Here is a 13,917-nt window from a genome sequence, read left to right as displayed (position 1 = left end):
CGGTCATCCTGATATAGGGACATGGTGACGCCCCTTCGCTCAACTTGACGTGCGACAAGGCGAAACGGTTGCTCACCGACTCCTTACGGGTGAGTCACATTCACATATCAGCCGAGTGCGGAACATGACGTTCCGCCATTCGCCCGACAGCCCGTCGCTCCTTGGCCGACCGCCGTGCGCTCACCGTGCCGTCGCCGGTTGTCCCGTCCCCCCTTCACCGGAGGTTCTACGCCTCTGCTTCCCCGCGCATCACGGCCAACACCCCGTCCAGCTCGTCGGCCTTCACCAGGACGTCACGCGCCTTGGACCCCTCGCTGGGCCCGACGATCCCGCGCGACTCCATGAGGTCCATGAGCCGGCCGGCCTTGGCGAAACCGACGCGCAGCTTGCGCTGGAGCATGGAGGTGGAACCGAACTGCGTGGAGACGACCAGTTCGGCGGCCGCGCACAGCAGGTCGAGGTCGTCACCGATGTCCTCGTCGATCTCCTTCTTCTGCTTGGTCTCCACGGTGACGTCGTCCCGGAAGACGGGCGCCATCTGATCCTTGCAGTGCTGCACGATCGCCGCGACTTCGCCCTCGGTGACGAAGGCACCCTGCATACGCGTGGGTTTGTTGGCCCCCATCGGCAGGAACAGTCCGTCGCCCTTGCCGATGAGCTTCTCGGCACCGGGCTGGTCGAGGATGACGCGCGAGTCCGCGAGGGAGGAGGTGGCGAAGGCGAGCCGGGAGGGCACGTTCGCCTTGATCAGACCGGTGACGACATCGACGGAGGGCCGCTGCGTGGCGAGCACCAGATGGATGCCGGCCGCGCGCGCGAGCTGGGTGATGCGCACGATCGAGTCCTCGACGTCGCGCGGCGCGACCATCATCAGGTCGGCGAGCTCGTCGACGATCACCAGGAGGTACGGGTACGGGGTCAGCTCGCGCTCACTGCCCTCGGGCAGCTTGACCTTGCCGTTCCTGATGGCCTCGTTGAAGTCGTCGATGTGCCGGAACCCGAACGCCGCGAGGTCGTCGTAGCGCAGGTCCATCTCCCGCACGACCCACTGCAGCGCCTCGGCGGCCCGCTTCGGGTTGGTGATGATCGGCGTGATCAGGTGCGGGATGCCCTCGTAGGCGGTCAGCTCGACGCGCTTGGGGTCGACGAGGACCATCCGCACGTCCTCGGGGGTCGCCCGGACCATGATCGAGGTGATCAGGCAGTTGATGCAGGACGACTTGCCGGAACCGGTGGCTCCGGCGACGAGGACGTGCGGCATCTTCGCCAGGTTGGCCATCACATAGCCGCCCTCGACGTCCTTGCCGAGCGCGACCAGCATCGGATGGTCGTCCTCGGCCGCGTCCGCGAGCCGCAGCACGTCACCGAGGTTGACCATCTCGCGGTCGGTGTTGGGGATCTCGATGCCGACCGCGGACTTGCCGGGGATCGGGCTGATGATCCGCACGTCGGGGCTGGCGACCGCGTACGCGATGTTCTTGGTGAGGGCGGTGATCCGCTCGACCTTCACGGCGGGACCGAGCGTGACCTCGTAGCGCGTGACCGTCGGTCCGCGGGTGAAGCCCGTGACGTCGGCGTCCACCTTGAACTCGGCGAAGACCTGGCGCAGGGAGTCGACGACCGTGTCGTTGGCCGCGCTGCGGGTCTTGCCGGGGCCGCCGCGCTCCAGGAGGTCGAGGGAGGGCAGCGCGTAGGTGATGTCCCCGGACAGCTGGAGCTGTTCCGCGCGCGGGGGCAGTTCGCGCGGGGCGTCGGGCGCGGCCTTGGTGAGGTCGGGCACGACGGACTCGACCGGCAGTGCCTCCTGCCGGGGCCTCTTGGCACCCGGGACGACCTTGGCGCGGGCGGCCGGTACCGGCGTCGTCTCCTCGTACCCGTCCCGCTCCACACTGACGCCCTGCGTCAGATCGGCGACCAGCGGGGAGGGCGGCATCCCGTGCAGCACGGCGCCGTCCAGCGCCGCGGCGGCGGCCGCGGCGACATCCACGGCATCCATCGGCCGGTTCATGTCGGGCTGCTGCGCGCCGGGCCGCCGGGGGCGGCCCCTGCGCCGGGTGAGCGCCTCCTGCTCGGCGCTGTCGGGGTCGTAGGCCTCGGGGGCGCGCGAGCGCCCGCCGGGGCGCGCGGGAAGTCCCTCGCGCCACTGCTGGTCGTAGCGCTCGTCGTCCTCGCCGGGCAGGTCCTCGTCGAAGTCGGCCTGGACGATGCCGAGCTTCTGGCCGAGCAGCCGCAGCCGCTGCGGAATCGCGTTGACCGGGGTCGCCGTGACGACCAGCAGCCCGAAGATCGTGAGCAGCACCAGGAGCGGTACGGCCAGGACGTCACCCATCGTGTACGTCAGCGGGGTGGACGCCCCCCAGCCGATGAGCCCGCCGGCGTCCCGTATGGCCTGCATCCCGTCGCTGCGCGCGGGCGATCCGCACGCGATGTGCACCTGCCCGAGCACGCCGATCACGAGCGCCGACAGACCGATCACGATCCGGCCGTTCGCGTCGGGCTGCTCGGGGTGCCGGATCAGCCGCGCCGCGATGACGGCGAGAAGTATCGGGACGAGGAGGTCGAGCCGGCCGAAGGCGCCGGTGACCAGCATCTCGACGAGGTCGCCGACGGGGCCGCGCAGATTGGACCAGGTCCCCGCCGCGACGATCAGCCCGAGACCGATCAGCAGGAGCGCGAGTCCGTCCTTGCGATGCGCCGGGTCGAGACCCTTCGCACCCCGTCCTATCCCGCGGAAGGTGGCTCCGACGGCATGGGCGACGCCCAGCCACAGGGCGCGTACGAGTCGGTACACGCCCGCGGTCGGGTTGGGCGCCGGCGCGGGGACGGGCTTCTTCGCGGGGGCCCTCTTGGCGGGCGCCTTGGCGGCGGCTGCCTTCTTCGCGGGGGCCTTTTTCGCTGGGGCCTTCTTCGCCGGAGCCTTCGTCGGAGCGGCCGCCTTCTTCGCGGGCGGCTTCTTGGCTGCGGACTGACGTGAGGCCATGTGTGTGAGGTTACCGGTGGAGACGACAGCGGACACGTGTGCCCAGTGCTTCACCCGATCGTGTCGCCCTTACAGGGAGCGGAACTGACGCTTCCTCAAGGTCCGGCACGGCTGCCCGGACGGTCCGTACGGGCTTCAGCTCTGCGACGGCACCGAGGGGGCTCCACTGCCCGTCCCCGGCTCCAGCGCGTCCAGCGCCCTGCGCAGTCCGGTGAGTTTGCGCTCCAGATGGGCCGCGGTCGCCACGGCCGCCGCGTCCGCGGAGTCGTCGTCGAGCTGCTTGGACAGCGCCTCGGCCTGCTCCTCGACGGCCGCGAGCCGCGCCGAGAGTTCGGCGAGGAGTCCGGCGGGCTCCTTGGCCTCGCCGAGCGCCGCCTTTCCGCCGCCCTCCAGCTGGAGCCGCAACAGCGCCGCCTGCTCACGGAGTTGGCAGTTCTTCATGTAGAGCTCGACGAACACCGAGACCTTCGCGCGCAGCACCCACGGGTCGAAGGGCTTGGAGATGTAGTCCACCGCGCCGGCCGCGTACCCCCGGAAGGTGTGGTGCGGGCCGTGGTTGATGGCGGTGAGGAAGATGATCGGGATGTCCCGGGTGCGCTCCCGCCGCTTGATGTGCGCGGCGGTCTCGAATCCGTCCATGCCCGGCATCTGGACGTCCAGCAGAATGACCGCGAAGTCGTCCGTGAGCAGCGCTTTGAGCGCTTCCTCCCCGGACGATGCCCGTACCAGTGTCTGATCGAGCGCGGAGAGGATCGCCTCCAGCGCCAACAGATTCTCCGGCCGGTCATCGACCAGGAGGATCTTGGCCTTCTGCACCATGGCCCGCCCTCCTCGCCCCGGCATGGGGCCTCCCCTGTCCGCAGGACTTGGGGAAGCGCCGGGCGCCGCCCCAGGGGACGACTCCCTTGCGCCGTCCGTCCTTGTGCCGGTCATGCTAGCCGCACCCCGCCTGTCGCCACACCCTGTCACCGTGATGTCACTGTGCACGTAGCAGAAACGCGGCAGGGGACCAGAAGGTTCCCCGTATCCCGTGCTTCTACACGGCTTCGGGCACAGTCAGTCATCCGACACGGGCCGACCGGAACGGCCGGGCCGCACGGTGTCCCGACATCCGGCACACCGCGACGGCCCACGTCACTCTCACGAGTGTGTCACCCCTGGCGCATCCACTGCGCCATCACCGACAGCAGATGATCGGGATCGACCGGCTTGGTCACATAGTCGGACGCACCGGACTCGATGGCCTTCTCCCGGTCGCCCTTCATGGCCTTCGCCGTGAGCGCGATGATCGGCAGTCCCGCGAACTGCGGCATCCGCCGGATCGCCGTGGTCGTGGCATAACCGTCCATCTCGGGCATCATGATGTCCATCAGAACGACCGTCACATCGTCGTGCTGCTCCAGGACTTCGATGCCCTCGCGGCCGTTCTCCGCGTACAGCACCGAAAGGCCGTGCTGCTCGAGGACGCTGGTCAGCGCGAAGACGTTGCGGATGTCGTCGTCGACGATCAGCACCTTCTCGCCCTCGAAGCGGATGCTCCGGCCATGCTGCGGTCCCGCGTCCTGCTGTCCCGCGGCCGCCCACGGCTCCTGAGCGGCGCCCGCACCGCCGTCCTGCTGCCCGGCCGCGTCCGCGCGCTGCTCGGCCGTGGGCAGCGCCCTGCGGCGCCTCCTGAACAGCGCGGCAGGCCCGTTCTGGGCGTCCTGATACGACTTCACCTCGGCCGGCATCCCGATGCTGCGCAGTTCGGCCTCGGAGGCCAGCAGCTCCCCCGCCTCCATCGTCGGCGCGAGCTGCCCGTAACCCTGCGGGGGCAGTTCGCTCGGGTGCAGCGGCAGGTACAGGGTGAAGGTGGAGCCGCGTCCCGGCTCGCTCTGGGCGTAGATCTCGCCGCCCAGCAGCCGCGCGATCTCACGCGAGATGGAGAGCCCCAGCCCCGTACCGCCGTACTTGCGGCTCGTCGTGCCGTCCGCCTGCTTGAACGCCTCGAAGATCACCCGCATCTTGCTCGCCGCGATCCCGATACCGGTGTCGGTCACGGAGAACGCGATCAGATCGGCGTCCGCGTCCCTCAGCGAACCCGACTCCAGAAGCTGCTCACGGATGGCCACCGGCACATCGGCCCCGGCGGGCCGGATCACCAGCTCGACCGCACCGGAATCGGTGAACTTCACCGCGTTGGAGAGCAGGTTGCGCAGCACCTGGAGCAGCCGCTGCTCGTCGGTGTGCAGCGTGGCGGGCAGCTCCGGCGAGACCCGCACCGAGAAGTCGAGCCCCTTCTCCGCGGTCAGCGGACGGAACGTCGCCTCCACGTAGTCGACGAGCTGGACGAGCGCGATACGGGTCGGCGACACGTCCATCTTGCCCGCCTCGACCTTCGACAGGTCGAGGATGTCGTTGATCAGCTGGAGCAGGTCGGAGCCCGCGCCGTGGATCGTCTCGGCGAACTCGACCTGCTTCGGGGTGAGGTTCGTGTCCGCATTGTCGGCCAGCAGCTTGGCCAGGATCAGCAGCGAGTTGAGCGGCGTGCGCAGCTCGTGCGACATGTTCGCCAGGAACTCGCTCTTGTAGCGCATGGAGACCGCGAGCTGCTCGGCCCGCTCCTCCAGGACCTGCCGGGCTTCCTCGATCTCGGTGTTCTTCACCTCGATGTCCCGGTTCTGCTGGGCCAGCAGCTCTGCCTTGTCCTCCAGTTCCGCGTTCGAGTCCTGGAGCGCCTTCTGCCGGTTCTCCAGCTCCGCGGAACGTTCCCGCAGTTGCTCGGTCAGCTCCTGCGACTGCCGCAGCAGCACCTCCGTCTTGGTGTTGACCGAGATGGTGTTGACGCTCGTCGCGATCATCTCCGCGATCTGGTTCAGGAAGTCCTTCTGGATCTGCGTGAAGGGCGTGAACGACGCCAGCTCGATCACCCCGAGCACGGTTCCCTCGAAGAGCACCGGAAGCACGATGACCTGGGCCGGAGGCGCCTCGCCGAGTCCGGAGGAGATCTTCAGATAGCCGCTCGGCGCGTTCTCCACCAGGATCGTGCGCTTCTCCTGCGCGGCCGTCCCGATCAGCGCCTCACCGGGCCGGAACGAGGTGGGCATGGATCCCATCGAGTAGCCGTACGACCCGAGCATCCGCAGCTCGTACGCCTCCTCGTCCTCGGTGCCCGCGTCCTGGCCGTCGACCAGCGGCATCGACAGGAAGAACGCGCCGTGCTGGGCCGAGACCACCGGTGTCAGCTCGCTCATGATCAGCGAGGCCACGTCGTCGAGATCGCGGCGGCCCTGCATCAGGGCGGAGATGCGGGCGAGGTTGCCCTTCAGCCAGTCCTGCTCCTTGTTGGCGATCGTGGTGTCGCGCAGGTTGGCGATCATCTTGTTGATGTAGTCCTGGAGTTCCTGGATCTCGCCGGAGGCGTCCACGTCGATCTTCAGGTTCAGGTCACCACGGGTCACCGCGGTCGCCACGCGCGCGATGGCACGCACCTGCCGGGTCAGGTTCCCGGCCATCTCGTTCACCGACTCGGTGAGGTCGCGCCAGGTCCCGTCCACGTCACGGACGCGCGCCTGACCGCCCAACTGCCCCTCCGTGCCCACCTCCCGGGCGACTCGGGTGACCTCCTCCGCAAACGACGACAGCTGGTCGACCATCGTGTTGATGGTGGTCTTGAGCTCCAGGATCTCGCCGCGCGCGTCGATGTCGATCTTCTTGGTCAGATCGCCCTTCGCGATGGCCGTGGTGACCATCGCGATGTTGCGGACCTGCCCGGTCAGGTTGGACGCCATCCCGTTCACCGACTCGGTGAGGTCCTTCCACGTCCCCGCGACTCCCGGAACGTGCGCCTGACCGCCGAGGATGCCGTCCGTACCCACCTCGCGGGCCACCTTGGTGACCTGCTCGGCGAACGAACTCAGCGTCTTGACCATGGTGTTGAAGGTGTCGGCGAGCTGAGCGACCTCGCCGCTCGCCTTGATCGTCACCGTCCGGGTCAGGTCGCCGTTGGCGACCGCCGCCGCCACCTGCGAGATGTTCCGCACCTGCATGGTCAGGTTGTAGGCCATCAGGTTGACGTTGTCGCTCAGGTCCTTCCAGATGCCCGTGACCCCGGGCACCCTCGCCTGACCGCCCAACTGGCCCTCGGTGCCCACCTCGCGGGCCACCCGGGTCACCTGCTCGGCGAACGACGACAGCTGGTCCACCATCGTGTTGACGGTGGTGACCAGTTCGAGGATCTCGCCCTTGGCGTCGACCGTGATCTTCTTGGACAGGTCGCCCATGGCGACCGCGGTCGTGACCTCGGCGATGTTGCGCACCTGGATGGTCAGGTTGTTGGCCATGAAGTTCACGGACTGGGTGAGGTCCTTCCAGGTGCCCGAGACACCCTGCACCTCGGCCTGCCCGCCGAGGATGCCCTCGGTGCCCACCTCGCGGGCCACCCGCGTCACCTGCTCGGCGAAGTTCGAGAGCTGGTCCACCATCGTGTTGAGGGTGTTCTTCAGCTCCAGGATCTCGCCGCGCGCGTCCACGTCGATCTTCTGCGACAGGTCACCCCGGGCCACCGCGGTCGCGACCTGCGCGATGTTGCGCACCTGGGCGGTGAGGTTGCCGGCCATGCCGTTCACCGAGTCGGTCAGGTCGCGCCACACACCGGCCACACCGGGCACCTGCGCCTGACCGCCGAGCCGGCCCTCCGTACCCACGTCACGGGCCACCCGCGTCACCTGGTCGGCGAACGCGGAGAGCTGGTCGACCATCGTGTTGATGGTGTTCTTCAGCTCCAGGATCTCGCCGCGCGCGTCCACGTCGATCTTCTGCGACAGGTCGCCCCGGGCCACCGCCGTGGTCACCTGGGCGATCTGCCGCACCTGCGACGTCAGGTTCCCCGCCATGAAGTTGACGGAGTCCGTGAGTTCCTTCCAGGTCCCGGACACACCGTCCACCCGGGCCTGGCCGCCGAGCCGGCCCTCCGTACCCACGTCACGGGCCATCCGCGTCACCTGGTCGGCGAAGCTCGACAGCTGGTCCACCATGGTGTTCACGGTGACCTTCAGTTCCAGCATCTCGCCGGCGACCTCGACGGTGACCTTCTGCGACAGATCGCCGTTCGCGACCGCCGTGGTCACCTGGGCGATGTTGCGGACCTGGCCGGTCAGGTTCTGGAACGCCGTGTTGACGGAGTCCGTGAGGTCCTTCCAGGTACCGGCCACGCCCGGAACCTGGGCCTGGCCGCCCAGCTCACCCTCGACACCGACCTCGCGCGCCACGCGCGTGACCTCGACACCGAACGACGACAGCTGGTCGACCATCGTGTTGACGGTGTTCTTCAGCTCCAGCATCTCGCCGGCGACCTGGACACTGACCTTCTGCGACAGGTCTCCGTTGGCCACCGCGGTCGTCACCGCGGCGATGTCACGCACCTGGGTCGTGAGGTTCCGGAAGACCGTGTTGACCGAGTCCGTGAGGTCCTTCCACGTTCCCGCCGCCCCCGGCACGTTGGCCTGACCGCCGAGCCGGCCCTCGCCGCCGACCTCGTTGGCGACACGGGTCACCTCGTCGGCGAACGTCCGCAGCGTCTCGGTCATCTGGTTGATCGTCTCGGCGAGCTGCGCGACCTCGCCGCGCGCGGAGACGGTCACCTTCTGCGACAGGTCACCGCTCGCGACCGCCGTGGTCACCTGCGCGATCCCGCGCACCTGGGCCGTCAGGTTGCCGGCCATGAGGTTCACCGAATCGGTGAGGTCCTTCCACACACCGGCCACACCGGGCACCTGCGCCTGACCGCCGAGCTCGCCCTCCGTACCCACCTCGCGGGCGACGCGTGTCACCTCGGACGAGAAGGAGGACAGCTGGTCGACCATCGTGTTGACGGTGTTCTTCAGCTCCAGCATCTCGCCGGCCACGTGAACGGTGACCTTCCGCGACAGGTCGCCCTTGGCGACCGCCGTCGTCACGAGAGCGATGTCACGCACCTGGGCGGTGAGCCGGTAGGCCATCGTGTTGACCGAGTCCGTGAGGTCCTTCCACGAACCGGACATACCGCGGACCCGGGCCTGCCCGCCCAACTTGCCCTCGGTACCCACCTCGCTGGCCACCCGGGTGACCTCGTCGGTGAACGTCGACAGCTGGTCCACCAGGTTGTTGACGGTCCGGCCGACCTTCAGGAACTCACCGCGCAGCGGATGCCCGTTGCCGTCCGCCGCCTGCGCGCGCAGGTCCATGCGCGGCGACAGATCGCCCTCCGCGACGGCGGACAGCACCCGGCCGACCTCGGAGACGGGCCGTACGAGATCGGCCACCAGCGCGTTCGACGCGTCGATGGCGGCCGCCCAGGCCCCTTCGCCGGCACCCGCCTCCAGCCGCTCCGTGAGCTTTCCCTCACGCCCCACCACGCGCCGTACCCGCGACAGCTCACCCGTCAGGTGCATGTTGCGGTCGGCGACCTCGTTGAAGACGGCGGAGATCTCGGACATCACGCCGTCACCGGAAACAGTGAGCCGCTTGCGGAAGTTGCCGTCCCTCATCGCCACCAGGGCCGCCAGCAACCGGTTCAGGGCCGCCGTGTCCACCTCGGTGGTGCCGGTGCGCGGTGCGCGCCCGCTGTTCAGGGACTGTCCGCCTTTCGCGCGCGTCCTACCGCCCCGCGTCGCTGCGCCAGACTCCACTGTGTCCCTCCCGCAAGGGTCGACCAATACTGCTCGGCGTACTCGGGTACTTCTGCTCGGGTACTTCTCTTCGTGGTGCGCGGGAGGCGTACGACCTGCCCGGACCCACTCCTGGAGCCTGCCCAGTGTTTCACCCCGGCCCAACCAGGCCATAACAGTTCGGCAGCTTCGCACATCGTCCGCACACCCGCGGGACGTCCTCCGGCCCTGGCCGGAGGCAATCACACGCACCTGCCCGAACGGAAACACCGCACTCTTCAAGACGGAAACACCCATGACCGGCATCCGCAGGGGCCGCGAAGGTAAGTAACCTTGCAAGCGGCTGTCCAGCCGTGCCGGTCCCGTCCGGCCTGGGCGGTGGCACGAGCACGAGCGGGCAGGCATCGGAGGGCACCGCACCATGACCACCGGACTGCATCCTGGGGGGACACCCCAGGATCCCCGGCCGACAGGGCACCACGCTCTGCCCACGCAGGAGCGAGCGGGCCACGGAGCCCCGCATGCCGACGACCGGACAAGGAGTTCTGTGATCACCGCGCGCGCGGCCGCCAGTTTCGATCCCGTCGGACGCTCCGTCGCGACCGCCCGCTCGTTCGTCCGCGACACCCTCCAGGGCTGGGGCTTCGCCGACATCGTCGACGACGCCGTCGTACTGACCAGCGAACTGGTCACCAATGCCGTCGTGCACGCGGGCACCTCCGCCGACGTTCTGTGTCTGCGCAGCGACGACGGCGTGCGCATCGAGGTGGCGGATCGCTACCCGGAACGCGAGATCCCACTCCAGGCCGCGGCCGTCACCATGGGCAGCCCCGACCGCGAGGGCGGCCGCGGCCTGCAGCTGTGCGCGGCCCTCGCCCGCCGCTGGGGTGTCGACTACACACCCACCCACAAGCAGGTGTGGTTCCAGCTCGACCTCCCCGAGCGCGCGGTCGGCACCCGCACCGCCGGCCCCTCGCTCCCCGCCGACCTCCTCCCCCTCGCCGACGGCCGCGTCCGCGTGGCGGTCGTCCAGATCGACCGCACCGGCGCCATCAACTCCTGGAACGAGGACGCCGAGGAGCTCTTCGGGTACGCGGCCGAGCAGGTCACCGGCAAGCCGCTCACCGACCTGGCGGCCTGGCCGCACACCCCCGGCACCGGCACCGGCATCGTGGAGGCCCTCCAACTCTCCCGCTGGGAGGGCAGTTACGGCGTCCGCTGCGCCGACGGCCGCGTCACCCCCGTGTACGCCTCGCACCTGCGGGTCCGTGACACGAGCGGCGAGCCCTCCACCGTCTGTCTCCTCGTCCGCGACCACGAACGCGCCGTGCTGCAGACCCCGTTGCGCGGAGCCGCCTCCGACTCGGGCGCCCACGCCGAGGGCCAGGCCACGGATCCGTTCGAGGTCTTCATCGGATCACCGGCCCCGGACGACCTCGACGGCCTTCTGCAGCGCACGGTGGAACGGGCCCGCGACATGCTCGACGGCGACTCCGCCTTCCTGCTCCTCGCGACCGACGACGAAACGGAGTTGGAGGTACGCGCCTCCACCGGCCTGCCCTCCGCGCGCCAGCGTTTCGCCCGCGTCCCCGTCGAGGCGGGCCCCGGCCGCTACGGCTCGGCCCGGATGCCCGCCGTCCACGAGGACCTCACCCTCGTCCCCGGCGCCGTACCGCTCCTCGGCGGCACCGGCATGCGCTCGGTCGTCACGGTCCCGCTGAAGGTCGAGGGCCGCCTCACCGGTTCCCTCGGCGTCGCGGCCGAATCGCCGAACCGCTACACCAACGAGGAGGCCCTGCGCCTGCAGTTCGCCGCCGACCGCATCGCCCTGGCCGTGGAGTCGGCCCGGCTCGGCGAGCTGGAACGTCTGCGCCGCGGTTCGCTGTCCTTCCTCGTGGAGGCCTCCGACCTGCTCGCCGGCACCCTGGACCGCGACCAGACGCTCGCCCTCATGGCCCAGATGACGGTCCCGACCCTGGCCACCTGGTGCGCCGTGTACACGATCGCCGACCAGGCCTCCGATCCCTACCTCTCGTACGTCCTGCACGAGGACGAGGAACTCATCGACGGCCTCAAGGCGTTGCTCTCGAAGGTCGCTCCGCCGGACCCGGTGCCCACTCCGGGCGCCCGGGTCTGGTCGGCACCGGCCGCGGCCGCCCACGACGCAGCCCTGCGGACCTCGATGCGCAGCCTGGGCCTCGGCGGGCAGACGTCGGTGAGCTCCGGCATCGGCCCGACCCTGGCGACGGCCGCGGCGGTCGGCGGCGAGACCGTCGTCCTGCCCCTGGTCGCCCGCAACCGCGTCATCGGCATGCTGACCCTCGGCAAGCCGTCGGACGAGCATTTCCGCCAGGAGATCCTGGAGTTGGCTGAGGACCTCTCCCGGCGAGCGGCCCTGGCACTGGACAACGCCCGCCTGTACTCGGAGCGCACGGCCATCAGCCAGTCCCTCCAGCGCAGCCTGCTGCCCCCGGAACTCCCCCAGATCGAGGGCGTCGAGGTCGAGGTCATCTACCGCGCGGCCGGCGAGGGCAACGAAGTCGGCGGCGACTTCTACGACGTCTTCCCGATCCGCGACGGCGCGTACGGCTTCGCCATCGGCGACGTCTGCGGTACGGGTCCGGAGGCGGCGGCGGTCACCGGCCTGGCCCGGCACGCACTGCGGCTGCTGGCCCGCGAGGGCTACGGCGGCCCCGCGGTCCTGGAACGGCTGAACTCCGCGATCCTCGACGAGGGCGCCCGCAGCCGCTTCCTGACCCTCCTCTACGGCGAGCTGTGGCCCCAGGAGGACGGCAGCGCCGTCCTGAAGGTCGTCTGCGCCGGCCATCCGCTCCCGTTGCGCCTGCGCCAGGACGGCACGGTCGAGCCGGCCGCCGAACCGCAGCCGCTCCTCGGCGTCATGGAGGATCTGGAGCTGTACGAGCAGAGGGTCACGCTCGATCCGGGCGATGTCCTGCTGTGTGTCACGGACGGCGTCACGGAACGCCGTGAGGGCACCCGCATGCTCGGCGACGACGGCCTCGCGGACGTCCTCACCACGTGCACGGGGCTGACGGCCGGCGCTGTCGCCGCGCGCATCATGCGCGCGGTCGAACGCTTCGCATCCGACGCCCCGTCGGACGACATGGCGATTCTGGCGATGCGCGTCCCCGGCCTCCACACGGACTGAGACCCGGCGGACCGGAGCTCCTGGGACATGCGTCCCGGGGGCCGAGGTCCGGTCGGTCGGAACACACGCAATGCGAAAGGCCCCCGCCCACAAGGGCGGAGGCCTTTTCTGCTTGAGCCCCCCAACGGAATCGAACCGTTGACCTTCTCCTTACCATGGAGACGCTCTGCCGACTGAGCTAGGGGGGCCTGTCTCTTTTGAGGTTTCCCTCGCGGCGACAAGAGAGATCATACCCTGAATTCGGCCGTGCTCCCAACCAGTCCGGCCCTGATCAGAAGGCCGGCTCCAGCAGTCCGCCGAGCGCGTTGCACGCGGAGACGATCCGCTGCATCTCCCGCTTCGTCAACGTCCCGTCCACGGGCAGCGAAAGGGTCTCGTCGGCGGCCCGCTCGGTCTCGGGAAGCTGTACGTCGCGGCGGAACCCGGGCAGGCGGTGCACCGGGGTCTTCACGGGCACCCGGCACTCGACTCCCCTGGCCCGTACGGCCCGTGCGAAGGCGTCCCGGTCCGGACGCCCGTTGCCGGGCACCCGCACGACGTACTGCTGGTAGGTGTGGCCATCGCCGCTGACCGGTGTGCGTACGCCGCTGAGGCGGCCGTCGAGATAGGCGGCCCGCTCCCTGCGCTGCGCGATCTCGTCGTACGGCGCCTCGGACTCGCCCTGTTCCAGCATCAGCAGTTCGTGCCGCTGCCCCAGCTCCCGCAACCGCACCATGTCGGCTGTCCGCCCGAAGCGGTGCACGACAACGAGCGCCGCCGTCCGGGGAGTTATGACCGCTTCAACCGCCCGGGGGTCGAGGCAGTACGTCGCCGGGTCTATGTCCGCGAAGACGACAGTGGCGCCGGCCCGGGTCACGGCGTCGGCGACCTCGACGTTCCCGAAGGCCGGCACGACGACCTCGTCACCGGCTCCGACACCCGCGGCTCCGAGCATGGCAGCAGTACTCATGATGCGGATCCTGGTCGCGCAACGTGAACTCAAAGTAAAGCAAAACAAAAAAGAGCTGGTCCCCGAACCGAAGTTCGGGGACCAGCTCTCTAAAATTTGTTCGGCGGCGTCCTACTCTCCCACAGGGTCCCCCCTGCAGTACCATCGGCGCTGTGAGGCTTAGCTTCCGGGTTCGGAATGTAACCGGGCGTTT

Annotated in this window: 5 protein-coding genes, 1 tRNA gene and 1 rRNA gene; 1 reads left to right on the top strand and 6 read right to left on the bottom strand. The window is 69.4% G+C overall.

The genetic code is table 11. The features are described 5' to 3' along the window. Positions 1-226: 226 nt before the first annotated feature. The 3 genes from ACH4S8_RS13395 to ACH4S8_RS13385 form a co-directional block, all read right to left on the bottom strand. Entirely contained in the window at positions 227-2,980 is a 2,754-nt protein-coding gene (locus tag ACH4S8_RS13395) for a DNA translocase FtsK (RefSeq protein ID WP_398393205.1), read from the bottom strand. 135 nt (positions 2,981-3,115) lie between these two features. Beyond that, positions 3,116-3,799, bottom strand: coding sequence for a two-component system response regulator (locus tag ACH4S8_RS13390; RefSeq protein ID WP_037620357.1), 684 nt, complete (start codon positions 3,797-3,799; stop codon positions 3,116-3,118). Between the two features lie 332 nt (positions 3,800-4,131). Continuing rightward, positions 4,132-9,627 (bottom strand): HAMP domain-containing protein, encoded by a 5,496-nt coding sequence (locus ACH4S8_RS13385; protein WP_398393202.1) that lies wholly within the window; start codon positions 9,625-9,627, stop codon positions 4,132-4,134. Between the two features lie 400 nt (positions 9,628-10,027). Here ACH4S8_RS13385 and ACH4S8_RS13380 point away from each other — a divergent pair, with 400 nt between their 5' ends. Next, positions 10,028-12,775, top strand: a complete 2,748-nt coding sequence (locus ACH4S8_RS13380) for a SpoIIE family protein phosphatase (RefSeq protein WP_398393200.1) — start codon at positions 10,028-10,030, stop codon at positions 12,773-12,775. Between the two features lie 115 nt (positions 12,776-12,890). Here the strand turns inward: ACH4S8_RS13380 and ACH4S8_RS13375 are convergent. The 3 genes from ACH4S8_RS13375 to rrf all read right to left on the bottom strand — a co-directional run. Then, positions 12,891-12,963 (bottom strand) — tRNA-Thr (locus ACH4S8_RS13375). Positions 12,964-13,046: 83 nt separating this feature from the next. After that, complete coding sequence (locus ACH4S8_RS13370) at positions 13,047-13,709, bottom strand: DegT/DnrJ/EryC1/StrS family aminotransferase (protein ID WP_398394092.1); 663 nt, start codon at positions 13,707-13,709, stop codon at positions 13,047-13,049. 113 nt (positions 13,710-13,822) lie between these two features. Continuing rightward, positions 13,823-13,917 (bottom strand): 5S ribosomal RNA (rrf, locus tag ACH4S8_RS13365); the annotation flags it as partial.

This window comes from Streptomyces sp. NPDC021080 (assembly GCF_044333225.1).
GTDB lineage: Bacteria > Actinomycetota > Actinomycetes > Streptomycetales > Streptomycetaceae > Streptomyces.
This window is presented reverse-complemented; position numbering and strand designations above follow the sequence as displayed.